At 54.0% G+C, this 25,974-nt stretch carries 24 protein-coding genes and 1 other RNA gene; 11 read left to right on the forward strand and 14 right to left on the reverse strand.

The window, feature by feature from the left end:
• Positions 1 to 7 precede the first annotated feature (7 nt).
• Both ccoO and ccoN read right to left on the reverse strand, forming a co-directional pair.
• On the reverse strand, positions 8 to 739 hold the full coding sequence (ccoO, locus tag M0D42_RS11695; RefSeq protein WP_265018789.1) for a cytochrome-c oxidase, cbb3-type subunit II: 732 nt from the start codon (positions 737 to 739) through the stop codon (positions 8 to 10).
• A gap of 14 nt (positions 740 to 753) precedes the next feature.
• Positions 754 to 2,358 carry a cytochrome-c oxidase, cbb3-type subunit I gene (ccoN, locus tag M0D42_RS11700; RefSeq protein ID WP_265018790.1) on the reverse strand — a complete coding sequence of 535 codons (1,605 nt, stop codon included), beginning with the start codon at positions 2,356 to 2,358 and terminating at the stop codon, positions 754 to 756.
• Between the two features lie 203 nt (positions 2,359 to 2,561).
• Between ccoN and M0D42_RS11705 the strand changes: the two genes are divergently transcribed.
• Positions 2,562 to 3,401: a universal stress protein gene (locus M0D42_RS11705; protein WP_265018791.1), complete on the forward strand. Its 840-nt coding sequence runs from the start codon at positions 2,562 to 2,564 to the stop codon at positions 3,399 to 3,401.
• Here the strand turns inward: M0D42_RS11705 and fnrL are convergent, their stop codons facing one another.
• Positions 3,402 to 4,148 carry a transcriptional regulator FnrL gene (gene fnrL / locus M0D42_RS11710; protein ID WP_265018792.1) on the reverse strand — a complete coding sequence of 249 codons (747 nt, stop codon included), beginning with the start codon at positions 4,146 to 4,148 and terminating at the stop codon, positions 3,402 to 3,404.
• 63 nt (positions 4,149 to 4,211) lie between these two features.
• Here fnrL and hemN point away from each other — a divergent pair, with 63 nt between their 5' ends.
• Positions 4,212 to 5,567 (forward strand): oxygen-independent coproporphyrinogen III oxidase, encoded by a 1,356-nt coding sequence (gene hemN, locus M0D42_RS11715; RefSeq protein WP_265018793.1) that lies wholly within the window; start codon positions 4,212 to 4,214, stop codon positions 5,565 to 5,567.
• Here hemN and M0D42_RS11720 read toward each other — a convergent pair whose 3' ends face one another.
• From M0D42_RS11720 to M0D42_RS11740, 5 genes are all read right to left on the reverse strand, one after another.
• The gene (locus tag M0D42_RS11720) at positions 5,568 to 7,145 is read right to left on the reverse strand and encodes an ABC transporter ATP-binding protein (protein WP_265018794.1); all 1,578 of its coding nucleotides are present in this window, start codon (positions 7,143 to 7,145) and stop codon (positions 5,568 to 5,570) included.
• Positions 7,142 to 8,248 carry an ABC transporter permease gene (locus M0D42_RS11725; protein WP_265018795.1) on the reverse strand — a complete coding sequence of 369 codons (1,107 nt, stop codon included), beginning with the start codon at positions 8,246 to 8,248 and terminating at the stop codon, positions 7,142 to 7,144. The genes M0D42_RS11720 and M0D42_RS11725 overlap by 4 nt, the downstream gene beginning before the upstream one ends.
• Positions 8,248 to 9,339 carry a microcin C ABC transporter permease YejB gene (locus M0D42_RS11730; protein WP_265018796.1) on the reverse strand — a complete coding sequence of 364 codons (1,092 nt, stop codon included), beginning with the start codon at positions 9,337 to 9,339 and terminating at the stop codon, positions 8,248 to 8,250. The genes M0D42_RS11725 and M0D42_RS11730 overlap by 1 nt, the downstream gene beginning before the upstream one ends.
• 7 nt (positions 9,340 to 9,346) lie before the next feature.
• Positions 9,347 to 11,281: an extracellular solute-binding protein gene (locus M0D42_RS11735; protein ID WP_265018797.1), complete on the reverse strand. Its 1,935-nt coding sequence runs from the start codon at positions 11,279 to 11,281 to the stop codon at positions 9,347 to 9,349.
• Between the two features lie 222 nt (positions 11,282 to 11,503).
• Complete coding sequence (locus M0D42_RS11740) at positions 11,504 to 12,028, reverse strand: c-type cytochrome (protein WP_265018798.1); 525 nt, start codon at positions 12,026 to 12,028, stop codon at positions 11,504 to 11,506.
• A gap of 116 nt (positions 12,029 to 12,144) precedes the next feature.
• Here M0D42_RS11740 and M0D42_RS11745 point away from each other — a divergent pair, with 116 nt between their 5' ends.
• Positions 12,145 to 12,987: a prephenate dehydratase gene (locus M0D42_RS11745; protein ID WP_265018799.1), complete on the forward strand. Its 843-nt coding sequence runs from the start codon at positions 12,145 to 12,147 to the stop codon at positions 12,985 to 12,987.
• Here M0D42_RS11745 and M0D42_RS11750 read toward each other — a convergent pair whose 3' ends face one another.
• Together M0D42_RS11750 and nudC are read right to left on the reverse strand one after the other, a co-directional pair.
• Complete coding sequence (locus tag M0D42_RS11750; RefSeq protein WP_265018800.1) at positions 12,988 to 13,455, reverse strand: SRPBCC family protein; 468 nt, start codon at positions 13,453 to 13,455, stop codon at positions 12,988 to 12,990.
• 57 nt (positions 13,456 to 13,512) lie between these two features.
• Positions 13,513 to 14,478: an NAD(+) diphosphatase gene (gene nudC, locus M0D42_RS11755; protein WP_265018801.1), complete on the reverse strand. Its 966-nt coding sequence runs from the start codon at positions 14,476 to 14,478 to the stop codon at positions 13,513 to 13,515.
• 170 nt (positions 14,479 to 14,648) lie between these two features.
• On the opposite strand from nudC, the gene M0D42_RS11760 reads away from it, so the two are divergent.
• From M0D42_RS11760 to rsgA, 3 genes are all read left to right on the forward strand, one after another.
• The gene (locus M0D42_RS11760; protein WP_265018802.1) at positions 14,649 to 16,505 is read left to right on the forward strand and encodes a 5'-nucleotidase C-terminal domain-containing protein; all 1,857 of its coding nucleotides are present in this window, start codon (positions 14,649 to 14,651) and stop codon (positions 16,503 to 16,505) included.
• 51 nt (positions 16,506 to 16,556) lie between these two features.
• Positions 16,557 to 16,655: signal recognition particle sRNA small type (gene ffs / locus M0D42_RS11765), an RNA gene on the forward strand.
• Positions 16,656 to 16,821: 166 nt separating this feature from the next.
• A complete protein-coding gene (gene rsgA / locus M0D42_RS11770) occupies positions 16,822 to 17,847 on the forward strand; it encodes a ribosome small subunit-dependent GTPase A (protein WP_265018803.1) in 1,026 nt (341 codons plus the stop codon).
• A gap of 1 nt (position 17,848) precedes the next feature.
• Here rsgA and M0D42_RS11775 read toward each other — a convergent pair whose 3' ends face one another.
• Positions 17,849 to 18,373, reverse strand: coding sequence for a dual specificity protein phosphatase family protein (locus tag M0D42_RS11775; protein WP_265018804.1), 525 nt, complete (start codon positions 18,371 to 18,373; stop codon positions 17,849 to 17,851).
• A 78-nt stretch (positions 18,374 to 18,451) separates the two neighbouring features.
• Complete coding sequence (locus M0D42_RS11780) at positions 18,452 to 20,008, reverse strand: ankyrin repeat domain-containing protein (RefSeq protein WP_265018805.1); 1,557 nt, start codon at positions 20,006 to 20,008, stop codon at positions 18,452 to 18,454.
• Positions 20,009 to 20,287: 279 nt separating this feature from the next.
• On the opposite strand from M0D42_RS11780, the gene M0D42_RS11785 reads away from it, so the two are divergent.
• The 5 genes from M0D42_RS11785 to M0D42_RS11805 all read left to right on the forward strand — a co-directional run bounded on the left by M0D42_RS11785 (position 20,288) and on the right by M0D42_RS11805 (position 24,472).
• The gene (locus tag M0D42_RS11785; RefSeq protein ID WP_265018806.1) at positions 20,288 to 22,051 is read left to right on the forward strand and encodes a DNA polymerase III subunit gamma/tau; all 1,764 of its coding nucleotides are present in this window, start codon (positions 20,288 to 20,290) and stop codon (positions 22,049 to 22,051) included.
• A 3-nt stretch (positions 22,052 to 22,054) separates the two neighbouring features.
• Positions 22,055 to 22,897: a PhzF family phenazine biosynthesis protein gene (locus M0D42_RS11790; protein ID WP_265018807.1), complete on the forward strand. Its 843-nt coding sequence runs from the start codon at positions 22,055 to 22,057 to the stop codon at positions 22,895 to 22,897.
• 76 nt (positions 22,898 to 22,973) lie between these two features.
• On the forward strand, positions 22,974 to 23,318 hold the full coding sequence (locus M0D42_RS11795; protein WP_265018808.1) for a YbaB/EbfC family nucleoid-associated protein: 345 nt from the start codon (positions 22,974 to 22,976) through the stop codon (positions 23,316 to 23,318).
• A gap of 79 nt (positions 23,319 to 23,397) precedes the next feature.
• On the forward strand, positions 23,398 to 23,988 hold the full coding sequence (gene recR / locus M0D42_RS11800) for a recombination mediator RecR (RefSeq protein ID WP_265018809.1): 591 nt from the start codon (positions 23,398 to 23,400) through the stop codon (positions 23,986 to 23,988).
• A 94-nt stretch (positions 23,989 to 24,082) separates the two neighbouring features.
• Positions 24,083 to 24,472, forward strand: a complete 390-nt coding sequence (locus tag M0D42_RS11805) for a VOC family protein (protein ID WP_265018810.1) — start codon at positions 24,083 to 24,085, stop codon at positions 24,470 to 24,472.
• Here M0D42_RS11805 and M0D42_RS11810 read toward each other — a convergent pair.
• Both M0D42_RS11810 and M0D42_RS11815 read right to left on the reverse strand, forming a co-directional pair.
• Complete coding sequence (locus tag M0D42_RS11810; protein WP_265018811.1) at positions 24,409 to 25,071, reverse strand: helix-turn-helix transcriptional regulator; 663 nt, start codon at positions 25,069 to 25,071, stop codon at positions 24,409 to 24,411. The two genes, M0D42_RS11805 and M0D42_RS11810, sit on opposite strands and share 64 nt — an antisense overlap.
• A 77-nt stretch (positions 25,072 to 25,148) precedes the next feature.
• Entirely contained in the window at positions 25,149 to 25,916 is a 768-nt protein-coding gene (locus M0D42_RS11815; protein ID WP_265018812.1) for a DUF1013 domain-containing protein, read from the reverse strand.
• Between the last annotated feature and the right edge of the window lie 58 nt (positions 25,917 to 25,974).

Below are 25,974 nucleotides of genomic sequence, written 5' to 3' on the forward strand. Positions count from 1 at the left end.
CCCTCCCTTAGCGTGACGCGTCAGGCGTGAAGGTCGAGAAGTCGACCAGTGTGCCCAACATTTGCAGGTAAGCCACCAAGGCATCCATTTCGGTTGTACCCGGTTGACCGTCGAAGTTACGGACGCTGACACTGTCTTCGCCGTAGCGTTCCAGAAGGCCATCATAGTCAAGATCAGGATCAGCCTGCGCATTGAAATCAAGCTGCGCGTTGGCGATCATGTCCTCGGTGTATGGCACACCAACCATGGCGTTCACCTTCATCAGATCCCCGATGTATTCACCATCGATCCGATTGTTTGTCAGGTAGCCATACTTAGGCATGATGGATTCTGGAACGACGGATTGAGGATCGATCAGGTGATCCACATGCCAGTCATCAGAGTAACGACCGCCCACACGGGCCAGGTCTGGCCCTGTCCGTTTGGATCCCCATTGGAATGGGTGGTCGTACTGCGATTCTGCCGCCAGAGAGTAGTGACCGTAGCGTTCAACCTCATCTCGCATTGGGCGGATCATCTGGCTGTGGCAGACATAGCACCCTTCGCGGATGTAGATGTCTTTGCCAGCCAGCTCCAGCGGGGTGTAGGGGCGCATGCCCTCCACATCCTCGATGGTGTTTTCCAGCCAGAACAGTGGGGCGATCTGCACGATCCCCCCGATTGTCACAACGAGGAAACTGAACACCAACAGAAGCGTCGCGTTGGTTTCTAGGATTTTGTGTTTATCAAGAATAGCCATCTCTCAGACCCTCCTTATTCTGCTGGAACTGCGACGGTCAGGCTGGCTTCTTTTGCCGGAGCCTTGCGTACAGTCAGCCAGAGGTTCACACACATGATGATCGCACCTACGAGGTACATGACCCCACCCAGTCCGCGCACCACATACATTGGGAATTTCGCGGCAACGGTGTCGGCGAAGGAGTTCACGAGGAAGCCGTTCGCATCCACTTCACGCCACATCAGGCCTTCCATGATGCCGGTCACCCACATGGAGGCCGCGTAAAGGATGATCCCGATAGTCGCGAGCCAGAAGTGCCAGCTTACCATGGTCAAGCTGTACAGACGTTCGCGTTTCCACAGAACCGGTACCAGGAAGTAGAGAGCACCAAAGGTGATCATACCGTTCCAACCCAGCGCACCAGAATGCACGTGACCAATAGTCCAGTCGGTGTAGTGGCTCAGAGAGTTCACCGCACGGATCGACATCATTGGACCTTCGAAGGTCGACATGCCGTAGAAGCCAAGCGAGATCACCATCATCCGGATCACCGGGTCGGTGCGCAGCTTGTCCCATGCGCCAGAGAGCGTCATCAGACCGTTGATCATACCACCCCAGCTTGGCATCCAAAGGATGATCGAGAAGACCATACCCAGAGTCGATGCCCAGTCAGGCAGCGCAGTGTAATGCAGGTGGTGTGGACCCGCCCAGATATACAGGAAGATCAGCGCCCAGAAGTGGATGATCGACAGTTTGTAAGAGAACACCGGACGTTCAGCCTGCTTCGGAATGAAGTAGTACATCATGCCCAGGAAGCCCGCTGTCAGGAAGAAGCCCACCGCATTGTGGCCATACCACCATTGCACCATGGCGTCCTGAACACCTGCCCAGAGGATCACGGATTTGGAGCCAAAGATGCTGACCGGAATGGTCATATTGTTCACAAGGTGCAGCATCGCAACGGTGACGATAAAGCTCAGGAAGAACCAGTTCGCCACGTAGATGTGCTTTTCCTTGCGTTTGATGATGGTGCCAAGGAACACGGCCAGATAAGCGACCCAGACGATGGTCAGCCAAAGGTCCACATGCCATTCAGGTTCGGCATATTCTTTGGACTGCGTGCCACCCAGAACATAGCCGAGTGCTGCCAACACGATGAACAGCTGGTAGCCCCAGAAGACAAACCACGCAAGATTGCCACCCCAGAGACGTGCGGCGCTGGTGCGCTGCACGACATAGAAGGATGTCGCAATCAAAGCGTTGCCGCCAAAGGCAAAAATTACCGCGCTGGTGTGCAGCGGGCGCAGACGGCCAAAGTTGCCGATACCTTGTGTCCATTCAAAATTAAGAACCGGAAAGGCCAATTGGAATGCGATGAAAACGCCTACCAAGAACCCCACAACGCCCCAGAAAGCCGTGGCAACCACGCCTGCCCGGATCACGTCATCCATATATTCGGACTGCGAAGGTACCGGCTTTTCTTCACCCGTTCCCCGCAGCACCCATAAAAAAAGCCCACCGGAAACAAGCACAATCACAAGTGCTTGCACCATATAGGCCAAGTCGCGCGCATAGTTGGCCGCAATCATCGCTCCTAGCGTGATGAGGCCCAGCACGATCAGCTTCACAGTGTTGATCATTTCGTGTCCCTTTGTCTTGCCCAGCTGGCGCGCTTGGACGAATCCAAACGGACCACGGGCGGCTTCAGACTGAGGCCTTTTTGCTTTTGCTGGGGATGTGCTGCCTTGATCTGCATCAAGGAAATTCGCCCCTTACGCGCGCAGGCTGATTTTTAAGGGGTCTCAGCGACCCAGTTCTCTAATCATTTATCAAGGAGGCTCCGATGCCCTTCAAATCCGTGATGTCCGTGTTGACCGATGTGGATTTTGCCGAGCAGACTTTGAAACAGGCCAGCCTATTTGCACGCGAGCATCGGGCGCATCTGGATGTCTTAACCCTCGGCGTAGATCGCAGTCAGATGGGCTACTATTTTTCAGGAGCCAGCGCTGTGGTGGTAGAAACCTCTCTCAACCAGGCGCGCGAAGAAGCCCAGGCGATTGAACGCGTGGCAGAGACTTTCTTAAGGAATACAGAATGCCGCTGGGCGGTGGAGGCTGGTGTCTCTCAGATGACAGATGTGGCCCGCCATGTCGCCGCGCGCGCACGGTTCTCAGATGTGATGATCCTGCCGAAACCCTATGGCGAAAACCATGGGTATGAAATGGAGACGACCATCGAAGCCGCTCTGTTTGATGCAGGCGCTCCGGTTCTTGTGGTCCCGGAAAGCGGGAAAACCATTTCGAAGCCGAAATCGATCACCGTGGCTTGGAACGAAAGTCAGGAGGCGCTTGGCGCTGCTAAAGCGGCCTTGCCGCTTTTGGCTGAGGCTGATCTAGTGCGCGTTTTGGTAATTGACCCGCCGACCCATGGTCCTAACCGGTCTGATCCGGGTGGCCTGCTGTCAACATTCCTCGCCCGTCACGGCGTGCGCGTGGAAATCGACGTTCTGTCAAAATCCATGCCACGCGTTTCTGATGTTCTGCTGCGTCATGCGCAGGACACCGAGGCGGAGATGATTGTCATGGGGGCCTACGGTCACTCGCGGTTCCGCGAATCCATCCTGGGAGGCGCGACCCGCCATATGTTGGAGCAGGCCGAAATCCCTGTCTTCATGGCGCACTGATCAGATCAGAACACCACCGTCCGCATCATCGCCTGCTTCTTCCAGCAGGCGATCCATATCATGCACCGTGACATGGCGATTGCCTTCCAGCGAAATCACCCCATCACGCTTTAGCGCCGAGATCTGGCGGCTGACGGTTTCCAACGTCAAACCCAGATAGTCTGCCATTGCCTCACGGGTCAGCGGCAGATCGAATTCCATCGTCCCTTGCAACGTCGCCAGTTTCAGGGTCGCATCACGCCGCGCTATGATGGCCAAAAGCGAAGCGATTTTCTCGCGCGCTTTCTTACGACCCAGCACAAGCATCCATTCGCGGGCAGCATCCAGCTCATCTAGGGTCATTTGCAAAAGACGCTGCGCAATATGCGGCGTCTTCTCCATCATCGCCTCAAACGGCTTTTTGCGGAAACAACACATCACTATGTCTGATGTCGCGACCACATCATAAGGCGCGATATCGCGGCCGGGCCGCCCTACGAAATCGGAGGGCAGCAAGAGCCCTACCATCTGCGTACGCCCATCTTCCATCGTTTGCGTCAAAGTCGCGATCCCTGTCACAACCGAGCCAACAAAATCCATTTGGTCACCGGACCAAATCACAGTCTGGCCTGCTTCGTAGCTACGATAATACTTGATCTCGTCAAGCTGGGTTAACTCGTCAGCGTCGCAACGAGAGCAAACCGCGCGGTGCCTAATCTGGCAGTCTCCGCAGTCTCGTGGTGCGCCGGTTGGCAATTCCAATGACATGTTTTTCAACACCCTTGATCTGTATCAAAGAGAAGCTTTTGTTGCTCCCCTAACGCTAACTTCATGAGACCAAAACAGCAATTCGCCGATCTGGGACTGTTTGACGCGAAAGTACCTCGCTACACAAGCTACCCCACCGCCCCGCACTTCAGCAATGATATTGATGCGGGTTTTTTTGAGTCATGCCTGTCGGAAATCCCCGAGAATTCAGAGGTTTCTCTCTATGTGCATGTTCCCTTCTGTCGGCGGCTCTGCTGGTTCTGTGCCTGCCGCACGCAGGGTACGCAAACGGCCTCCCCCGTTGCTGCCTATGTTGAGGTTTTACAAAGCGAACTTGCATTATTGAAATCACGCTTGCCAAAAGGTGTTTCTTTGTCACGCCTTCACTGGGGCGGTGGTACACCAACACTTTTGACCGCCGATATGATCACGGCGCTTTCAGAAAGCATCTTCGAGCTCGCACCAATGGCTGAGGGCGGAGAGTTTTCGGTTGAAATCGATCCAAATGAAATTGACGAAACCCGCATGGACGCGCTTGCAGCGGCGAGCATGAATCGCGCATCGATCGGTGTGCAGGATTTCGACCGAGGCATTCAGGAAACCATCGGTCGCCTGCAAAGCTATGAGGTCACGAAGCGCGCTATCGATATGATCCGGGATCGCGGCGTTGAAAGCCTGAATGCTGACATCCTCTTTGGCTTGCCGCATCAGACGCCAGAAAAGATAACGGAAAGCGTGCAGAAACTGCTCTCGCTATCTCCTGATCGCGTCGCGCTCTATGGCTATGCCCATGTGCCTTGGATGGCCAAACGTCAGCAGTTGATCCCATCCGATGCTCTGCCAACCCCCGAAGAAAGGCTGGCACTCTTTGAAACAGCCGCAGAATTGTTCAGCTGGGATGGCTACGATGCAATTGGTATAGACCACTTTGCGCTGCCAACAGACGGGCTTGCGAAGGCTGCCCAGAAGGGTCTACTGCGTCGCAATTTTCAGGGCTATACGGATGATCAAGCAGACGTTCTGATCGGGGTTGGTGCCTCATCCATTTCGAAATTCCCGCAAGGATACGCACAGAATGCGCCTGCGACAGCCGCTTATACGAAGGCCGTTCAATCGGGCGCTTTCTCGGTATCGCGCGGTCATGAATTCAGCGACGAGGATCGGTTGAATGCCCGTCTCATCGAGGCGGTCATGTGTGATTTTGCGGTCAATGCTAAAGAGATCGTTGAAACTTTCGCCATTTCGCAGGACGATCTTCGAGACATATTCGACGCGGTAAACCTGAAATTTGATGGGCTTCTGAATGTGTCTGATGAGGGTCTTTTGGTACCAACAGAAGTACGCCCTCTCACCCGACTAATAGCACGCGCGTTTGATGCCTACGATCAAAGCAAAGCACGCCATAGCGCAGCGATTTGATCAGTCTGCCGCAGCAAGAAGTTCTTGAGTGTAGCCCGTCTTCGGATTTGTAAACACGTCTTCAGCTGCGCCAGCTTCAACAACGTCGCCCTGTTTCATCACCATGATCTTGTGGCTCATCGCGCGCACAACGTGCAGGTCGTGACTGATGAATAGATAAGCGAGCCCGTATTTCTTCTGCAGATTACGAAGCAGGTCCACAATTTGCACCTGAACAGTCATATCCAGCGCAGAAGTCGGTTCATCCAGCACCACCAACTTGGGTCGCAAGATCATAGCCCTTGCGATGGCAATACGTTGGCGTTGACCACCAGAAAACTCGTGCGGGTATCGGTCCATTGTCGCCGGATCGAGCCCAACCTCTTCCATGACTTCCGCCACCAACTCACGCGGGTCACGCCCATCCGGATTGCCATGCACTCCCAGCCCTTCCGCGATGATCTGCTCGCAACTCATACGGGGAGAGAGACTGCCAAACGGGTCTTGGAAGACGATCTGCATGTCCTTACGCAGTGCACGCAATTCTTTGGTTTTGCGCTTGCGAATGTCCTCATCCATGAAGCGGATGTCACCTTCGGATGCGATCAGGCGCATGATGGCCAAGGCAAGCGTCGTTTTGCCTGATCCGCTCTCACCGACCACCCCAAGCGTTTCACCTGCTCGAACGGTCATGGTTGCGTCATTCACCGCTTTCACATGACCAACGGTACGACGCAAAAGGCCACGTTGGATTGGGAACCAAATACGCAAGCCCTTGGTTTCAGCCACCACCGGCGCGGTCTCAGCCACCGGGTCCGGTGCTCCTGCGGCACGAGCATTTAGCAGTTTTCTGGTGTATTCATGCTGTGGATTGGCAAAGATTTCAGCGACCGGCCCCGCTTCGACAATCTCGCCATCTTTCATGACGCAGACCTTATCCGCGATCCGACGCACAATCCCAAGGTCGTGGGTAATAAACAAAAGGCCCATACCTTCGGATTTCTTCAGTTCAGCCAAGAGCTCCAAAATCTGTGCTTGGATGGTCACGTCCAGCGCTGTCGTCGGTTCATCTGCCACCAATATGTCTGGCTTGTTCGCCAGAGCCATCGCGATCATGATGCGCTGCCGTTGTCCACCGCTTAGCTGGTGCGGATAGGATGTCAACCTGGATTCAGCGTCTCGGATTCCAACTTTGTTCATCAAATCCAAGATGCGTTCGCGCGCCTCGTCGCCGACAATCCCCTGGTGAAGTGCAAGCGACTCGCCCAGCTGCTTTTCCAGCGTATGCAGAGGGTTCAGTGAGGTCATCGGTTCCTGGAAAATGAAGCTGATGTCATTCCCGCGCACCTTACGCAGCAGCTTTTCATCCGCTGACACCATCTCCTGACCATCATATGTCACCGATCCCGACACGGTGGCGCTTGCACCAAGCAGGGATACTGTCGAAAGCGCGGTCACGGATTTGCCGGAACCTGACTCACCGACCAAAGCGACGGTTTCTCCACGATCCACCGAGAAGGACACGCCTCTGACGGCCTCAAAATCTCGCCCCTCCACACGGAAGGACACACGCAGGCCCTTTACCTCAAGAATGCTCATGAAAAGGTCTTTCGTGGATCAAATGCATCGCGCACGCCTTCGAAAATGAAGACCAGAAGCGACAGCATAATGGCGAATGTAAAGAAGGCGGTGAAGCCAAGCCAAGGGGCCTGAAGATTCTGTTTGGCTTGCAAGGTCAGCTCTCCAAGCGAGGGGGCTGACGACGGCAGACCAAAGCCAAGGAAATCCAGCCCTGCCAAGGTCGAGATCGTTCCGGTCACGATAAACGGCAGCATAGTCACTGTCGCCACCATTGCATTCGGTAGCATGTGGCGGAACATGATCACACGGTTGGAGACCCCCAAAGCCTTCGCCGCCCGAACATACTCTAGGTTCCGGGCCCGCAGGAATTCTGCTCGCACGACGCCCACCAAGGCTGTCCAGCCAAAGAGCACCGTGAGAAAGACCAACAACCAGAAACTTCGTCCCAAGATCGCAAAGAGAATGATGATGATATAGAGGCTCGGAGTCGCGCCCCAGATTTCGATGACACGTTGAAAAATCAGATCAACCCAGCCACCGAAATAGCCCTGAATGGCCCCTGCGATAATTCCGACAATGCTTGCCAATGTGGTCACAATCAAAGTGAAGAAGATCGAGAGGCGGAACCCGTAAATCACGCGCGCAACCACATCGCGCTTGGTATCATCTGTCCCAAGCCAGTTCTGCCCATCCGGGGCCAATGGCGCAGCACCCGGACGATCCACAGGCGTATCATAAGAATACGGAATAAGCGGCCAAAGCGCCCAGCCCTTTTCAACCGCCTCGCCTTCGATCACAGCGTCCCGCGCGTCCTCGATATATCCTTCAGGTTCATCAAAACACAGGTCCATCCCACCTGTGGCAATCAGACATTGCACCTCTGGATCACGATAAGCGGCTTCGGTTCGAAAATCACCGCCGAAGGCGGTCTCAGGATAAAAGGTAAAGACAGGCGTATAAAAATCACCGCGATATTTCACCAAGATCGGTTTGTCGTTCGCCAACAGTTCCGCAAACAGACTCAGTCCAAAGACAACGCTGAAGATAATCAGCGACCAAAACGCGCGCCGGTTCTGGCAGAAATTTCGCCAGCGACGCTGATTGATAGGAGACAATGCCATTAGCCCTCCCTCCTTTCAAAGTCGATCCTTGGATCCACAAAGACATACATCAGGTCGCTCAGGATCCCGACCACAAGGCCAATCAGACCAAAGACAAAGAGCGTGCCAAAAATCACCGGATAATCACGCGCCACCGCGGCTTCAAAGCCCAGACGCCCCAGCCCATCAAGCGAGAAGATCGTTTCGATGATCAACGAGCCGCCAAAAAACACACCTATAAATACGGCTGGAAAACCCGCAATCACAATCAACATCGCATTGCGGAAAATATGACCATAAAGCACGCGCCGCTCACTCAGGCCCTTGGCCCTCGCGGTCATCACGTAGTGCTTTTTGATCTCATCCAGGAAAGAATTCTTGGTCAACAAAGTCAGCGTCGCAAAAGCAGAGATCGTACTGGCCAACACTGGCAACGCGATGTGCCAGAAGTAATCCAGTACCTGCCCGACAAGCGTCATATCCTCCCAACCATCGCTGGTCAGGCCGCGCAGCGGGAAGATGCGCCAATAGGACCCGCCTGCAAATAGAACCACCAAGAGGATTGCAAAGAGGAAGCCAGGGATCGCATAGGCCACAATGATCGCACCACTGGTCCAGGTGTCAAAGGCAGTCCCATCCTTCACAGCCTTTCGAATGCCCAATGGAATAGAGACGATATAGGCAATCAAAGTCGACCAAAGACCCAGAGTGATAGACACGGGAAGCTTTTCAAGCACTAGGTCGATCACACCGATTTTTCGGAAATAGCTCTCGCCGAAATCAAACTGGATGTAGCTCCACATCATATCGAAGAACCGTTCGACCGGCGGCTTATCAAAGCCAAATTCTTTCTCAAGCTCTTCGATGAATTCCTTAGGTAATCCCCGTGCACCAGCGTATTCGCTATCTGATCCAAAAGTCTCCTCACCAAGGCCAACATCATTGCCGTCTCCGGCAAAACTAGAAAATACGTCGCCTTCGCCCTGAAGCTGGGCCAGAACCTGTTCTACAGGTCCACCCGGTACAAATTGAACGAGTGTAAAGTTGATAATCATGATCCCCAAAAGCGTGGGTATCACGAGCAGCAAACGCCGAAGAATATAGGCTCCCAAGGATCAGTTACCTCAACGCGCCTGAGGCTTTAAGAGCCTCGTATTTATCTTGGTTCATCCACCAGAAATCCAACACGCCAACTGCATAAGGCGGTAGTTTCTCTGGGCGTTCCAACATGTCGTAATAGGCCACCCAATACGCAGGGACATAGCCAGCGTGTGCGATAACACGTTCGTAGCGCAGCGCGCGATCCAAAGCTGTCAGCGCGGTGATTTCTTCCTCGCGTGAATTCGCTTCAAGCGCGGCATCCACAATCGCATCCACCATCGGGCTGCGCAGTGCAGACGGGTTATAGGATGAAACCTCTGCGGTTTCCGCGCCAAAGAGCTGCTTTAGTCCCGTGCCCACCGTAGAGAAGCTCAAGATGCGCGTGTTGATCATATCGTAGTCTTTATCAAGGAAGCGTTGCTGTCCCTGCGCAGCGTCCACGGCATTGTCATTGACCTCGATACCCCAATCGCGAAGCGTATTATTGTAGGTTTCGATCATCGCCTTCCGAGTATCATCCCAGCTTGAAATCACGAGGAAATCCAATGACATCTGATTGCCGTCTGCATCGACCATCTTGCCTTCGTCATTCACAGACCAGCCCTCTGCTTCAAGCAACTTTAGGGCTGTACGCTTATTGCGACGATCAATCGGGTTTGACGAACGGGACGAATGCGGCATCACCGCAGGCTCTGTGTAAATCTCCTCCGGCACCACGTCACCAAGCGCTTTGAAGAACTCCAGTTCTTTGCCCTCTGGCAGGCCATCAGCCATCCAGTCCTGGTTTTCAACAAAGGAATTACGCTGTGTGGTCAGATTGAACTGCAGCGATTCCTTGGTCCATTCGAAGTTAAAAGCCAATGACAATGCTTGACGGACATTCCGATTGTCCAAAGGCGCGCGCAGAGTATTGAAGATCATGCCACTATTGCTTGGCGCATTCCCGTTCGGAATTTCCTGGCGCACAGCATGCCCTTTTTCAATGGCTGGGAAATCGTAGCCCGTTGCCCAGCGCTTGGTCGAACCTTCTGAACGGAAGGTGTAGATGCCAGTTTTGAAGGCCTCAAATTCCGCTGTAGCATCCGCAAAATACTCAATGCGCACGCTGTCAAAATTGAAACGGCCAACGTTCGCCGGGTGATCCCAACCCCAGTAATTCGGATTGCGTTCATAAACCACGTAGCGATTGAATTCGTAATCGCCGACCTGATACGGGCCAGACCCCATGGGCGACATGACAGATGGTTCGTCCAAACGTTCACCGGTTTCTTTGTACCAAGCTTCAGACAAGATCGGTGTCCCACCAACTTGACTGATCAGAGAGCGTCGCGAAATCCCATCAACAAATGTGTATTTCAGCGTGTGATCATCAATGACCTCAACACCTTCGATCCGCTGGCTCACCGAACGCGCAAAGGACCGAATGCCTTGTTCGAGGAATAGGTTATGCGTAAAAGCCGCATCCTGCGCCCGCAGAGGGGACCCATCACGGAATACGACGTCATCGCGCATGTGGAAGACGCACCAACGTTTGCTTTTCGGATACTCAACTTCGCGCGCAATTAGGTTGTAGGAATCTGTCAAGGAATCGGCAGGCGCACCGCCGCCCCAAGGCATTTCTGCAAACATTGATTCCGCGACTACCGAAGCATCAGTCTGAGGATTGCCACGCCAAGCCCAGCGATTAAAGCCATCAAAGGTTCCCCGCGCTGACAGGACGATCTGACCGCCCTTCGGAGCGTTTGGATTGACGTAGTCAAAGTGAGGATAGTCCGCAGGATATTTCAAATCTCCAAAGAACGAATACCCATGGGACCGGATCATCTCATCATCATCCGCGTAGACACGACCGGGTAAACCCAATCCAATGGCTGCTGCACTGCTGCCCATAAGCCCCAATACATGTCGACGTGAAAATTCTAGGAACTTCTTTTCTTCGGCATGTTTTGCCATCTATGGGCCCTTTCTGCTGATGAGCAACGCTTCTACGCGTTCTTTTACATTAGATTATGTCTGTGCCCCGCCGGCATTCAAGCTAAGAATGCATAAACAAGTGGTGATCAGCCCGTGCGCAGATGCATCCTAACCCTTTGAGTTCCAACTAGAACAGGATCGCAAAAAGAAAAGGCCGTTGCATGAGCAACGGCCTGTCAAAGTTCTCAGCTGAGAACTAAATTATTGGATAGTCGCCAGATAAGCGATCAGGTTGGCGCGGTCTGCTGGTTTTTTCAGACCACCAAAGCCCATTTTTGTGCCCGGTGCGAATTTCTTTGGGCTCGCCAGGAAACCATCGAGGTTTTCTGCGGACCAAGTTTCCGCAACTGCAACCATTGCACCGGAATAAGCAAAACCATCTTGTACGCCAACCGCGCGGTCAACAACGTTGAAGAGGTGCGGGCCAGTGCCGTTAGCGCCGTCTTCCAGCTTGTGGCAGGCTTTACACTTGCCGAATACTTTTTCGCCTTTGCCGATGTCCGCAGCTGCCAGAAGCTCTTCCAGGGATGGGCCTTCCTCTGCAGGGCCAGCCGCCGCGACTTCTACTTCGATCGCGTAGCCTTGCTTGGCTTCTTCGCCACCGTGGGCACCGTGGCCACCACCGGTGGAATACAGAGCATCAGCCGCCCATGCACCCAGCAGGAATACCAGAAGCGCGCCGCACAGAGCGCCAGTTACTTTTGTCAGTGTCATCGTGTCGAACATGCTACGTTTCCATCTCGTGGCGTTTGCGGCGTATCTATCCGCTTCCTTCTGCGGAACGCAAGGTATAGTTACCGCGACCAATCGCCCTTCTTCGGGAAAATGACGGAAAAAACGAAATGACACATCGGATAGCTTTTCAGGGAGAGCCCGGCGCCTACTCACATGAGGCCTGCCGCGACGCACGTCCAGACATGGAGGCCCTACCCTGCGCGACCTTTGAAGAGGTCATCGACGCCGTCAAAAATGGGGATGCGCAGTTAGCAATGCTACCCGTTGAAAACACAACTTATGGACGCGTTGCGGACATCCATCGGCTGCTGCCAAAAAGCGGACTTCACATTATCGATGAAGCCTTTGTTCGCGTGCATATCAACTTGCTTGCGGTGCCCGGAACGAAGCTTGAAGAGGTTAAAGAAGCCCATTCCCATCTGGTTCTGTTGCCGCAATGCGCAACTTTCCTGAAGCAACACGGCATCCGTGGTCGCGTCAGCCCTGATAACGCAAGGGCGGCTCGGGAAGTGTCTGAAGTCGGAGATAAGTCGTCCGCTGCGCTGGCTTCTGAGCTTGCAGGCGAAATCTATGGTTTGGATGTTCTGGCGCGCCACGTCGAGGATTTCGACAATAATACCACGCGATTCTTGATTATGGCGCCTGAGGCACAGACGGATCGACGTGACAAAGGTCATGGTATGATCACGAGTTTTGTCTTTCAGGTTCGCAACATTCCTGCAGCACTTTACAAAGCTATGGGCGGCTTTGCGACCAATGGGGTCAATATGACGAAATTGGAAAGCTACATGGTCGATGGTCGTTTCACAGCCACGCAATTTTATGCAGAGGTTGAAGGTCACCCGGATGATCCATCGCTGAAACTGGCGCTGGAGGAGTTGGACTACTTCACCAACTACCTTTCAGTTCTGGGAGTTTATCCTGCAGCCAAGACGCGCCACTACGAGTAATCAGGCGGCCTGATAGTAACGTTCTTCCAAGTTGCGACACTGAAGCTTCACTCGCTCCTGCAGCTTTTTGTCAATATTGCTGCGGGCGAGCTTGAGCGATTGCAACAGCAGGCGCATCGGTAAAGTTTTGGCGCTTGAGTTGGCTTTAAAGTGCAAGCGCGTGCGTTTTTTTGAAAGTGCGAGCAATTCGAAGGACACAGTCACGTCCATGCCCGGCATGATCGCCTCGATTTCGATCCAATCCGGACGATCGAAACGAATGATCTCTGCGCGCATCGGAATGTCTTTGCCACGCCACGCGAATTCAACGGTCCATTTGGTGCCAACGCCAATCGGCGCGTTGGGCTCGTGGCGCTGCACCTCGATCCCTCTACGCATCGCCATGCGTTCAAACACGTCGTATTCTGAAAGAAGATCAAATGCGTCTTCAATTGGTACGTCTACATCTTCACGTGCGGTAAATTCCATAGAACTGCTCTTTGGTCGTTGGACGTTTATGATTGTCGACTTGGTGAGATTCTGGCGTCAATCAAGGCAATCTTCAAGCCAGTTCTTTAATATAAAGTGTGCAATGGCACCGTTTCTGGGGCGGCGAACTCTTGGATGCTCCCCTGAAAAGGCCAGCATGACCTCTTCTCTTGTCATCCAGATCGCGTCCTCCAGCTCTACCGGATCGAGGGTAATTTCGGTTCCCAAAGCTTCTGCATGAAAGCCCAGCATCAAAGAGGATGGGAACGCCCAAGGCTGGCTTCCAAGGTATTCGACCGCTCCCACACGAATGCCAGCTTCTTCGAAAACTTCACGGCGTACCGCAGCTTCGGGCGTTTCTCCGGGTTCCAGAAAACCAGCCAGCAGCGAAAACATCCCATCAGGCCATCCGGGGCTGCGACCAACAAGAACCGAGTTGCCTTGCGTGACCAGCATAATCACCACAGGATCAGTGCGCGGGAAATGAAGCGCTGAACACGTGTCACAACGTCTGCGCCACCCAGATTCATCGATATGACTTTCTGCACCGCACTTGGAACAAAACCGATGGGTCGCGTGCCATGACAACAGTGACCGCGTCATTGCGCAGAGCTCGGCATCGCGATCAGACAATCGGGTCATGATTGTGCGCAATTCGCTAAACGCCTGATCCGCGGGAAACCCCGGATAATGCTGCTCTGTCTGATCAAGGAAGCTCCCATCTGGCGTGTCTTGATTCATCGGTTCCCAAGCAGAGATGTCTTGAGCAAAGAGACACCCTTCTTCCCCACGCCCCAAAAAGATCGGTTCTTCAGCAGCATGCTCAAAAATCGAGTGGTCCAATTCGAGGAGAACAAGTTCTTTGTCACCCTCTCCACTCACCAAGGGTTTGCCCCGCCAGAAGACAATCGAACGGCTTTCGCGATCACGTTTGATCGCAGCCATCTTCGTATCATCGCCTCGAAGTTCGGCGGCGCGGTCAAATCCCACGCCTCCGAACGTCACTGATTCAAAATGCGCCATGCTCGATCCTTTCCTCAGAGCGGGGATAGCCAGAATTTTGGGCTTTGTCTTTCAAATTCGAGGCATTTCAATCTTGAATTCCACGTCCCAACGTTGACACAACCTTAAGATGAATAGACTGTAAATAGCTGAATACCCGCCCTTTTTGATTCTCTTTTTGACGAAACCGGATGCCGAACCCTGAAATTCACACAAATAAAATTTCACTGACTATTTTGGCCACATCTGACGTGCATGGAGTGCTGGTGAGTGGGAATGAGAATGCTCCGACTCAAGGGGGGCTTAGCCGCATTGCAACTCTTGTTGACCGTATAAGAGATGAACAGCCGAATTGCTTGCTGTTTGACAATGGCGATTTCTTACAGGGCACACCGATCTGCGATTTTGTCGCCTCTGGAGATATCCAACTGAAAGAGGGCCATCCAGTGATCGAAGCGATGAACCGCCTTGGTTACGACGCAGCTGGCTTGGGAAACCATGAATTTGACTATGGGCCTCAGTTTCTAAAAACCACGCTTGGTTCCGCAAATTTCCCAGTGATCGGTTCCAACATAAATTGCTCAGATCAATGCTGGGAAAACCACCTTCTGCTGGATCGGCAGGTTTTCGACCAAGATGGACGGAGTCGGCGGCTTAAAATCGGCGTACTTTCGGTCATGCCTGAACAAGTGACCGCTTGGAATGCGGGGGTATTAAATAGACAGCTCAAAACACAAGACATTACCCAGTCCGCTAACGACACTGCGCATGCTCTGAGGGAATCCGGGGCGGACATCATTGTAGCATTGCTTCACAGTGGGATAGGAGCATCAGAGAGCGGGGCAAGGCAAGAAAACGCTGTTATACCGATCGCGCAACTGGCCGATATTGACGTCATTGTCTGTGGTCATACCCATCAAGCGCTGCCCGATGATACTGTTGAAAATACAGAACATGTTAACTATTCCACCGGAAAAATCTGCGGAATTCCAGCGATCATGCCGGGATTCAATGGCGCGTTTCTAGGGCAAATATCTTTGGAGCTCGAAGTCCGTGAACAAGGGTTTGATATCCTTGATGCACAATCTCGATTGATTTCAACCTCCGCAGAAGAATCCTCTGATTTCCCGGACCAGAAAAATGAAATTCGCGCGATTGCCGATGCGTTTGAAGCCGCCTGCGCGGCTTTACTGCGCAAGAACATTGGCACGCTAGACACACCTGTGCACAGTTACTACTCCCGACTTCCTGGGGATTCTGCAGTGGCTTTGGTTGCGGCGGCTCAATTGCACTTTGCGCGTCACGAATTGAAAACCTATCTGCCCGACGACTTGCCCCTGATCACCGCTGCAAGCCCTTTTAAAGGTGGGGGCCGCGGAGGCCCCAACAATTTTGTGGCCGTTCCCAAAGGTCCAATAACCAGAGGGGACTTGGCCAACTTACACCCGTTTCAAAACACATTGGTGGCCAAACGCATTAATGGGGGACAGTTGAAAGATTGGCTGGAGATGTCGGCCTCAAATTTCAATCAAATCCTACCAGGCACCAAAGGCATAAGTTTAAGAAACGACAGTTTCCCGTGCTACGGGTTTGATACGGTTTTTGGTGTTTCTTACGTGATAGACCTGTCGCAACCTGCGAAATTCAACGTCTTGGGTGAACAGGTTTCTGAAGGTCAGCGCGTCTACAGCTTAAGTTGGAACGGTAAGCCTGTTTCTGAAAATCAGCACTTTGTCATGTTAACAACGAGCTATCGCGCTGGTGGCGGTGGTAATTTCCCGAACGTGCACCAGTGCCTCGAATATGAGATCCCCGCAATAGACTCGCGTGCTCTGCTTACAGAATTCGTATCAAAAGGGGTTTGCCGCGAAGATCTCCCGCCCTCGCCCTGGTCCTTCGCGCATATCCCAGGTGCATCAGCCTGGGCCGCGATTGGCCCCGGTGTTTTGCCGTTCTTTGCGCAGGGTCATCGCCCGGAAATCGAGATCACGGCGCATGGTATCGGGGAAGATGGCTTCGTGCCATTCACCATTAATTTCGACGATTGATTGAGATCCAGCTTGCTTGCATTCCACTCTGGCTCGGCCTGTATCGGCTCCTGAGAGGTTGGCGCGGGCAAGCGCCTCGCCAACCCGGTCAGATCCGGAAGGAAGCAGCCGTAACGAGCCCCGCTTGGGTCGATGTTCAGCCTCTCACCTCGCCTAAAGGCGCCCATCTGGCGTCGCATGAAACAAACGGAGGGACTTTATGATTGTCATGACCGCCCTTCGGGCAGCGGCCTGAGACAAGGCTTGCCTTGCCTGAACCAGCTCGCGCCTTGCACTGCAGCAAGGTCGTTGAACAAAATGTTTCATAGGCAAATCAATGACATATAGCTTACAAGACCTCGGCTGGTCTTCCTTTTTTGCGCGTCAGTTAGAGACTGAAGACGTGCAACCTTTTCGCGTATCCGAAGTCCATCGCAGCAGCGTAACCGCGCTCTCACCAGAGGGCACCAATCGCCTTTTGTCACCGGATCACGAAACCGGCGCGATCGCCGTCGGTGACTGGGTTCTGGCAGATGATGAATTCAGGATAACAACGATTCTAGAGCGGCAAACGCTCTTGCAACGACGGGCCGCAGGCCACGAGGTGAAACCGCAGTTGATTGCGGCAAACGTCGACACACTGTTTATCGTCAGTTCGTGTAACGCTGATTTCAATATCGCCCGCCTAGAGCGATATTTGGCGTTGGCAAATTCAGCGGGTTCGTACCCTGTTGTTCTGCTAACCAAAGCGGACCAATGCGACGACCCATCCGATTTTAGGCGCGAAATTGAAATGCTGCCAATGGCGCCTGTGGTGGAAACCCTGAATGCCAAAGACCCAAGTGAAGTCAAAGCTGCAATGAACTGGGTGAAGCCAGGTCAGACGGCCGCTTTCGTTGGGTCATCAGGTGTAGGAAAAACCACCTTGGCCAACGGTATGACGGGCGGCAATGACGCAACTGCTGGCATTCGCGAAGATGATGCGCGAGGACGCCACACAACGACTTCGCGGTTCCTGAAACGAATGCTTAACGGCGGTTGGCTGATTGACACACCGGGCATGCGGGAATTGCAGCTCTTTGATGCACAGGACGGGTTAGATGCCGTGTTTGAAGACCTTCAAACACTTGCTCAACAGTGCAAATTCAACGACTGCGCCCATGAAACCGAACCCGGTTGCGCAGTCAGGGCAGCTCTGGAAGCAGGAGACATCGACCCAGAACGTGTCGAACGTTGGCGCAAGCTGGAACGCGAGAACCTCTGTAATTCTGAGTTACTCGCTCAAGCCCGCTTGCGGCAAAAGACATTCAGTCGTCACGTCAGATCGGTCGTCAAAGGCAACAAAAAGCGCAAGGGGCGCTAATTTAGCTACAATGCAATCCACCGGGGCGCGGCAGTTTTCTGCGGCGCCCTTTTTGCGCCCACTCATACTGAGCGTCCGTCTCAATCGCACAGGGGCGAACCGCCCTCAGATGCCCAAGTGCTTCTTCAATATGTTCGCCAGCTTCCATCATCAGCCGCAAAGCGACCATACCGGATCGTCCGCATCCGCCCTTACAATGCACCAGCACGCGGCCACCACCCTTTAAAGCCATCAGAACTTTCTCAGCCACATCGGGCCATGCCGCTTCGAAGGTTGCGTCGGGTACACCAAAGTCAGTGATAGGAAGATGCTCCCAACGGGCGGCACGTGCTCGAATTTCGGAGCCGAGTGTTTCGGCCCCGAAGTCTGCCAACTCACCAGACGTTACCAATGTGAGAACGATGGAAGGCTGCCATTCTCGGATATCCTCAAGATCGCCCTGGTAGTCGCCCCCAAGCCCCGGAAGCTGGGAAATCGCCAAGACCCCTCCCCCAACAGACAATGCATGAAATGCAATATGCGCCATCAAAACCTCCCGGCGAGTCACACTCGCCGGGAAGTATCTTTGCATAGTTCAGGTTAAGGCAAATAGACTTTTTGCGCCTTAACCTAAACCGCCTTCAATCACCTGTCCGGGATGGGCTTCTGCCCAGTCTGCCAAAAAATTCGCGACAGCCTCATCCCCCGCCAGATCGATGGCACGTCGCGGCAAAGCAACTCCTTCGGTCAGTGCCAGGTCCAGACAGGCAATGTAGTCCCGCTCTTTACGGTTCGGGCAGTTTTCCGATCCATGAATGATTGTGGACAACAGAGTGCCGCCATAATCGTTGATATGACCCAGATCTGGTTTCAGCTTCAGGAAATAATCCATGACTTCGGGCAACCCTTCCCACCCTGCAAGCTGAACCGGTGTCAGCCCTTCACGGTTTGGGCGATCCCACTCCAAGCCCAACGCAACCAGCTGTTTCACATGCGGTAGCTTGTCGGGCATTGCCAAAAGGGTGCAGAGCATTTCCCGGTAGGTCTGCGGCAGGAGCGCTGTATCGACAAATTGCCCATTTGTATCGACGCCATCGGCAGCCTTCGCCAATAGGATTTCCTCTGGTGTCAATTCCGGGGCCTTGCCACATTTTTCTATGGCCTTTGCCAAATCGCGATTACCGAACACCCGAGCGTACCCGTAGGAGGTCATGCCGTTGTACCGCAAAGAAGGATCAGCACCAGCCTCCATCAACACATCAATCATCTGCGGCCCACACATCCGACGCGCAGCTTGGTGTAGTGCAGGCAGAACCCAAGGCAATTCTCCCCCAACTTCTTCGGCGGCGAATTCATTCACGTCACCGCCTGCCGCGATCAATTTACGCACCGCTACATGATCATCAAAATCCATCGCCCTGAGCAGCGCATTGGTACCGCGCGGATCAACCCCGTGCGCGATCAACATGTCGATCCCTTCATGATGCCCAAGCTCAGTCGCGTGATAGAGGCTTTCCCCGTCATTCGGATCCGCTCCGTTTTCCAGAAGCCATTTTGCAAGCCGCATATTGTTCGCATGGCCCAGCGCACCATAAAGAACCGACAGCTGGTGATCATTGTCGGGCGCAACGGGAATGGAGTCATTTACATCCGCACCATGTGCTACCAACAGCTTCGCGATTGCCATCATGTCATCTGAAAATTCGGGGTGCGTTTGGTGCCAGGTTGAAAAACAAAGATGCGCCATCGGGGAACGCGGGCCAAGCTTACGTGTTGCCGCTTTCGGGTCAGCCCAAATCGCAGCTTCGACAGCTGCCAAGTCATAAAGAGCGATCTGAACACCGAGCAGCCCTTCAGGCAAATCGGGGTGTTCTTTTAGCAGAAACGCCACCACGCGATTTTGCCCATGCGCCAGCGCCATTTTCAATCGTTGTTGCAGGGCTGCGCGGTCTAACCCGACGGTTTCTGCTGCCAGCTTCAAGGCCGGCCAGCTGGAAAAATTGTGTTCCTGCGCAATGACATGCAGGTAATCTGCATGGCGCAGCTCGGTTCCCTCTGGACGGGGTGGATGAACACGCAACCTTTCCCGGGCCGCTGGCAAGCCAAGTGCGTGATCTTTTGCCAATCGCTTGGCCATACGGCGCAATTGGTCGAGTTTCAGTGTGTTCTGAGAATTTAGCATCGGTTTCCCTCTCACACCCATGGTTCGCTCAACGGGTCGGAAAGCCGATCATGTCGGTTTAAATATACTAAAGGGATGCGTCTGGCTTTCCGCGAACCTGGTGGCCGTCCCGTCGGCCAGGGTCACCCTAACGCGAGACAAGTGTGGCATCAACGCCGAAAGCGCCCATCGAGATGCTCCGCAATGCGGCGCGTGAACCAACATCGCACCTTGCCAATCCGGTGGACGCGCCGCCCCTCTGGCCTTAACCTGCGTGAGACCCGATTCAGAAGGCAAAACATGAGCGACCCACAAAACACTGGCGAACAAACCGGCTATCAGGTTCTGGCCCGTAAATACCGTCCGGAAACCTTCGCTGACCTTGTTGGCCAAGATGCCATGGTGCGCACGCTCAAAAACGCCTTTGCCGCCGACCGTATTGCCCAGGCCTTTGTGATGACAGGCATTCGCGGCACAGGTAAGACCACTACGGCACGGATCATTGCAAAAGGCATGAACTGCATTGGCCCTGACGGAAATGGCGGACCAACGACAGAGCCTTGTGGCGTTTGCGAGCATTGCACTGCCATCATGGAAGGCCGCCATGTTGACGTCATGGAAATGGACGCCGCTTCACGCACGGGCGTGGGCGACATCCGCGAGATCATTGACTCGGTTCATTACCGTGCGGCCTCCGCCCGCTATAAGATCTACATCATCGATGAGGTGCACATGCTCTCTACCAGCGCGTTCAACGCGCTGCTGAAGACATTGGAAGAGCCACCCGCGCACGTAAAATTCATCTTTGCGACTACTGAAATTCGCAAAGTCCCGGTCACGGTGCTGTCGCGGTGTCAGCGCTTTGACCTACGCCGCATCGAACCCGAAGACATGATCGCCTTGATGCGCAAGATTGCCACTGCTGAAGGTGCTGAAATCGCCGACGATGCATTGGCTTTGATCACCCGTGCCGCGGAAGGGTCGGCGCGTGATGCAACCTCGCTTTTAGATCAGGCGATTTCCCATGGCGCGGGTGAAACAACCGCCGATCAGGTCCGCGCCATGTTGGGTCTCGCCGACCGGGGGCGTGTTCTTGATCTTTATGACATGATCCTGAAAGGCGACGCAGGCGGTGCCTTAAATGAGCTCTCGGCGCAATATGCCGATGGGGCTGACCCCATGGCCGTGCTGCGGGATCTAGCTGAGATCACCCACTGGGTCTCGGTTGTTAAAATCACGCCTGAAGCTGCAGACGACCCGACCATCAGCCCTGATGAACGCGCGCGCGGCCAAGCCATGGCAGAAAACCTGCCAATGCGCGTTATGACCCGCATGTGGCAGATGCTCCTGAAAGCCATCGAAGAAGTTGCCGCTGCGCCGAACGCGATGATGGCGGCGGAAATGGCAATCATCCGATTGACTCACGTTGCCGATCTACCAAGCCCAGAAGAACTGGTGCGCAAACTGCAAAACACACCCGTTCCACCATCTCCACCAAATGGCGGCGGTGGCGGAGGAGCCCCGGTGCCACAGCAAGGTGGAGCCACGCAGGCTCATTCCAGCAGCCAAGTTTCTGGCGGCCCTGGTGGCACTGTGACCGCGTTGGCACCTCAAGTTGAAAATGCACTCGCCCAATACGCTACCTTTGATCACATAATTGAGCTGATCAAAGAACGTCGTGACGGGTTGCTTCTGAATAACGTTAAAAAATATGTGCGCCTTGCTGGCTATCGTCCCGGGCGGATTGAGTTTGTACCAGCGCCAAACGCCCCGCAGGATTTGGCTCAGAAACTCGGCAGCGCATTGCAACGTTGGACGCATCAACGCTGGGCCGTGATTTTGGTGAATGAAGGCGGTCAACCTTCGATCTTCGAGGTTGAAGACGCCGCTGCCAAAGCGCTGCGCGAAGAGGCCCGCGCACATCCGCTCGTGCAAGCTATCTTTGATGCTTTCCCTAGGGCGAAGATCACTGAGATCAAATCCCAACAGGAGATCGCTAATGAGGCATTGGCTGAGGCCCTGCCTGAGGTCGAAGACGAATGGGACCCATTTGAGGAAGACTGATCTTTGAAACGCCGGTTCATCCAATGCGATGTTTTCTCTGACGTTCCCGGAAAGGGTAACGGCCTCGCTGTTGTATTGGATGGCGAAGGTCTCAGCACTGAAGATATGCTCGGCTTCGCGGCTTGGACAAACCTTGCTGAGACGACATTCCTCCTTGCGCCGACAACACCCGAAGCTGATTACCGCGTGCGCATTTTCACGCCCGGACGCGAGATGCTTTTTGCGGGGCATCCGACACTTGGAAGCTGCATGTCATGGCTGCACGCTGGTGGCCAACCGGCGACATCTGGAATTGTCCGACAGGAATGCGCGATTGGCATCGTCGAAATTGATGTTTCCGGGAAGAATCCTGCCTTCGTGGCACCTGACACAAATATCGCTGAAATGCCAAAAGACGCCCGTGCGCTGCGCCAATCCGCGATGGGGCTGAACGACGCTCAGATCAAATCGACCGTGCACCTTAACAACGGGCCAGAGTGGTTCCTGTTCGAACTCCACTCAGCAGAAGATGTGCTGGCGGTTGACTCAGGCACCACGCAATGGCCGGAGCATTTCGGAACCACGCTGATCGGCGCACATCCGGCGGGCCATGAGTGTGACTATGAAGTACGCAACATCGCGCCCTCGTCTGGGATGAGTGAAGATCCCATCACCGGGTCTTTGAATTCCGCCATTGCAAAATGGCTCGCGCGGGAAGGTCGGCTGACTGAAGAACTCCTGATTGCTCAGGGGACGGTTATCAATCGCCTCGGCCGTGTCTATCTTAAACGAGACCTGGTGGATGATCATAAACTCTGGATCGGTGGAGCAGTGAACATCGTGATTGAAGGCACAGTTGATATCTAATGATATTTGAACCTGCCTTGTGCCTCATCTTCGCAGCGCTTAGGTAAGACTGAATCGACTTTTTCAGGAGTTCCCCATGCTCAAAGGACTGGGCCAGCTTGGCGATATGGCCAAGATGATGAAACAAGCGCAGGACATGCAGGAAAAAATGCAGCAGCTGCAAGATGACCTGCACAATATGACCGTGACCGGCGAAAGCGGTGCGGGCCTGGTCAAAGCGACCGCGACCGCAAAGGGCGATCTAAAAGCGCTCGACATCGATCCTTCGATTTTCGTGCCATCCGAAAAGGAGGTCGCAGAAGACCTGATCCTTGCAGCCATCAAAGACGCACAAGCCAAAGCGGCAGAAAAATCTCAGGCGGAAATGGGCAAGATCACAGAAGGTCTTGGCCTGCCAGCAGATTTCAAACTGCCGTTCTAATTTCTAAAGACGCCCCTGCTTCTTCTTTGTATAAATACTCAAAACCGGCGCAACAGATGCACCAGAGTAGGCCCGAAGAATGAGCAGCAGTGATCTCGAGAATCTGATTGACCTGATGGCCCGCCTGCCGGGCCTAGGTCCCCGCTCTGCCCGCAGGGCAGTGCTGCATCTGATCCGCAAACGCGGCATGCTCCTTACGCCACTTGCAGATTCCATGGTGCGCGTTGCCGAAACTGCGCGAGAATGCCTGAACTGCGGCAATGTCGGCACCACGGACATCTGTGACATCTGCGCAGACGAAAAACGCGCAACCGGGGAAATCTGCGTCGTCGAAGATGTCGCTGATCTTTGGGCAATGGAACGCGCAGGCGTTTTCAAAGGCCGCTATCATGTTCTGGGCGGCACGCTATCCGCTCTGGATGGCATCGGCCCCGAAGACCTCTCCATCCCGCGCTTGATCGACCGGGTGACGACAGAAAGCGTGAGTGAGGTGATCCTTGCTTTAAACGCGACTGTCGACGGGCAAACCACTGCGCATTACATCGCTGATCAGTTGGAACATACGGTGACCATCTCTTCACTCGCACAGGGTGTGCCCATTGGTGGGGAGTTGGATTATCTGGATGAAGGCACCATCACAGCCGCATTGAAGGCCCGCAAACCAATCTAAATCTTTGGCGGTGTTGGATATTGGCCGAAATCTTCAAGATTTCGCTTTTACCTCTGAATTACCTTAGACGGATATTGGAAAACGAGAGGCACACATGAAACTGCGCTACGCAATATTTTACGTTGACGACGTCAAAAGAACGCTTGAATTCTACAATACCGCGTTTGGACTCCACATTGGATTTCTGCACGAAAGTGGCGACTACGGGGAGCTTCTGACCGGCGACACAAAACTCGCGTTTTCTTCTATTGAGCTTATGAAAACGCTTGGGAAATCACCTTCACGACCGGATCCGAAAAGCCCATCCAGTGAGATCGCCTTTGAAACCGAAACCGTCGCTGAAGCGCTTGCGGCCGCAATCGAGGCCGGTGCCACTTTGGTGCAAGAGGCGCGAGAAGAACCCTGGGGACAAACGACGTCCTACGTGACCGACATCAATGGATTTCTGGTGGAGATCTGTTCCCCAGTCGCCAGCGCGGGCTGAGCCAACTGATGCTGAACCTTTGCATTTGATCGCAGCGCAAGCGGGCTTAGACCAAACCAATGTCTGAACTCGCGCGCCATATGGGCCTGGTCTGAAAACCCATGATCGGCGGCAACCGCAGCCAGAGGCGACTGGTGATCTTGTGAGGCGCGCCGAACACGAGCCAAACGCAGCCAGAAAATCGGTGACTTTCCTGTTTCTTTGATGAGTAGGCGGTGCAAGCTTCGCACGGAAACGCCACTGGCCCTTGCGGCACGTTCCACGCCCTCTGCCTCTGATAGGCATCGGATGGCCTCAGCGGAACGTGTTTGGGCGGTTACTTCGTGATGAATGTCATTTCCGTTGACCTCAATTCCTTGCTCCAATCCGCACAGGAAATCTGCCGAAATATGCGAACCGGGGGACAATCGATATCCCGTCAAATCTGCACCGGGAGTTAGTTCAACAATTTCTGGCGCGGCCTGAAGAGGCGTCACGCGCCACTCGCATTGCCCGTTTGGATGATCAATCCGAATAATATCTCGGCACCCATCCGGAAGCACCAGCTCCGCTGCGCAAACTTGCGCTTTATGCATCCACTTTTGAAGAACCGCAGTCATACGCCTATGTTGACCGCCAAAAGAAAAGCCCGCAACCAAATGGTGCGGGCTTTCTGAAAATCTATGCGATGAAAGCCTTACGGCTGCTCGTCATCGCTGTCGCCTGGCAGGTCAAAGAAGCTGTCGGCGTCAGAGAAGTCTTTCTCTTCTTCCTCTTCGCGAGGATCGTCCAGACCGGCAGTGTCTTCACCAGCACCCAGAGTGAAAGTCTCAAGACCTTCAATCGCGGATGGCATGCGTGGCTCTGCGTCCATCTCCAGAGATTGCTCTGTGGACACAAGCTTACGACGCTCGTCATCAGACATCACATTGCCTTCAGCCGCTTGTTTCGCCGCCGCTTTCTGAACCGCTGCGTCCAGCTCGGTCTGCTTACACAAGCCCAGCGCAACCGGATCGATTGGCTGCATGTTTGCGATGTTCCAGTGGGTGCGCTCACGGATCGACTGGATTGTTGGCTTGGTTGTGCCAACCAGTTTCGCGATCTGACCATCAGAGAGTTCTGGGTGAAACTTTACCAGCCACAGGATCGAATTTGGACGGTCCTGACGCTTGGACAGCGGTGTGTAGCGTGGGCCACGGCGTTTTTCTTCGCCCACAGCTGCGGCGTTGAACTTCAGTTTCAGCTTGTGCAGCGGGTTGCTCTCTGCCGCATCGATCTCTTCTTGAGTGAGCTGGTTATTGGCAACTGGGTCAAACCCCTTCACGCCACCAGCCACATCACCGTCTGCGATGCCTTGGATTTCCAGCTCGTGCATACCCACGAAGTCCGCAATCTGCTTGAAGCTGATTGTGGTGTTATCAACCAGCCACACAGCGGTGGCTTTTGCCATAATCGGTTTCGCCATTTCGGCCTCCTAGAATACAGGTGTCCCCTCGTCAGACTTTGCGTCTGACGGCATCCTT

The organism is Cognatishimia activa, from assembly GCF_026016445.1.
GTDB lineage: Bacteria > Pseudomonadota > Alphaproteobacteria > Rhodobacterales > Rhodobacteraceae > Cognatishimia > Cognatishimia activa_B.

What these genes read in the sequence shown, in the direction of transcription:
- ccoO (WP_265018789.1), bottom strand. Translation starts at nt 739, where the DNA reads ATGGCTATTCTTGATAAACACAAAATCCTAGAAACCAACGCGACGCTT.
- ccoN (WP_265018790.1), bottom strand. Translation starts at nt 2,358, where the DNA reads ATGATCAACACTGTGAAGCTGATCGTGCTGGGCCTCATCACGCTAGGA.
- M0D42_RS11705 (WP_265018791.1), top strand. Translation starts at nt 2,562, where the DNA reads ATGCCCTTCAAATCCGTGATGTCCGTGTTGACCGATGTGGATTTTGCC.
- fnrL (WP_265018792.1), bottom strand. Translation starts at nt 4,148, where the DNA reads ATGTCATTGGAATTGCCAACCGGCGCACCACGAGACTGCGGAGACTGC.
- hemN (WP_265018793.1), top strand. Translation starts at nt 4,212, where the DNA reads ATGAGACCAAAACAGCAATTCGCCGATCTGGGACTGTTTGACGCGAAA.
- M0D42_RS11720 (WP_265018794.1), bottom strand. Translation starts at nt 7,145, where the DNA reads ATGAGCATTCTTGAGGTAAAGGGCCTGCGTGTGTCCTTCCGTGTGGAG.
- M0D42_RS11725 (WP_265018795.1), bottom strand. Translation starts at nt 8,248, where the DNA reads ATGGCATTGTCTCCTATCAATCAGCGTCGCTGGCGAAATTTCTGCCAG.
- M0D42_RS11735 (WP_265018797.1), bottom strand. Translation starts at nt 11,281, where the DNA reads ATGGCAAAACATGCCGAAGAAAAGAAGTTCCTAGAATTTTCACGTCGA.
- M0D42_RS11740 (WP_265018798.1), bottom strand. Translation starts at nt 12,028, where the DNA reads ATGTTCGACACGATGACACTGACAAAAGTAACTGGCGCTCTGTGCGGC.
- M0D42_RS11745 (WP_265018799.1), top strand. Translation starts at nt 12,145, where the DNA reads ATGACACATCGGATAGCTTTTCAGGGAGAGCCCGGCGCCTACTCACAT.
- M0D42_RS11750 (WP_265018800.1), bottom strand. Translation starts at nt 13,455, where the DNA reads ATGGAATTTACCGCACGTGAAGATGTAGACGTACCAATTGAAGACGCA.
- nudC (WP_265018801.1), bottom strand. Translation starts at nt 14,478, where the DNA reads ATGGCGCATTTTGAATCAGTGACGTTCGGAGGCGTGGGATTTGACCGC.
- M0D42_RS11760 (WP_265018802.1), top strand. Translation starts at nt 14,649, where the DNA reads ATGCCGAACCCTGAAATTCACACAAATAAAATTTCACTGACTATTTTG.
- rsgA (WP_265018803.1), top strand. Translation starts at nt 16,822, where the DNA reads ATGACATATAGCTTACAAGACCTCGGCTGGTCTTCCTTTTTTGCGCGT.
- M0D42_RS11775 (WP_265018804.1), bottom strand. Translation starts at nt 18,373, where the DNA reads ATGGCGCATATTGCATTTCATGCATTGTCTGTTGGGGGAGGGGTCTTG.
- M0D42_RS11780 (WP_265018805.1), bottom strand. Translation starts at nt 20,008, where the DNA reads ATGCTAAATTCTCAGAACACACTGAAACTCGACCAATTGCGCCGTATG.
- M0D42_RS11785 (WP_265018806.1), top strand. Translation starts at nt 20,288, where the DNA reads ATGAGCGACCCACAAAACACTGGCGAACAAACCGGCTATCAGGTTCTG.
- M0D42_RS11795 (WP_265018808.1), top strand. Translation starts at nt 22,974, where the DNA reads ATGCTCAAAGGACTGGGCCAGCTTGGCGATATGGCCAAGATGATGAAA.
- recR (WP_265018809.1), top strand. Translation starts at nt 23,398, where the DNA reads ATGAGCAGCAGTGATCTCGAGAATCTGATTGACCTGATGGCCCGCCTG.
- M0D42_RS11805 (WP_265018810.1), top strand. Translation starts at nt 24,083, where the DNA reads ATGAAACTGCGCTACGCAATATTTTACGTTGACGACGTCAAAAGAACG.
- M0D42_RS11810 (WP_265018811.1), bottom strand. Translation starts at nt 25,071, where the DNA reads ATGACTGCGGTTCTTCAAAAGTGGATGCATAAAGCGCAAGTTTGCGCA.
- M0D42_RS11815 (WP_265018812.1), bottom strand. Translation starts at nt 25,916, where the DNA reads ATGGCGAAACCGATTATGGCAAAAGCCACCGCTGTGTGGCTGGTTGAT.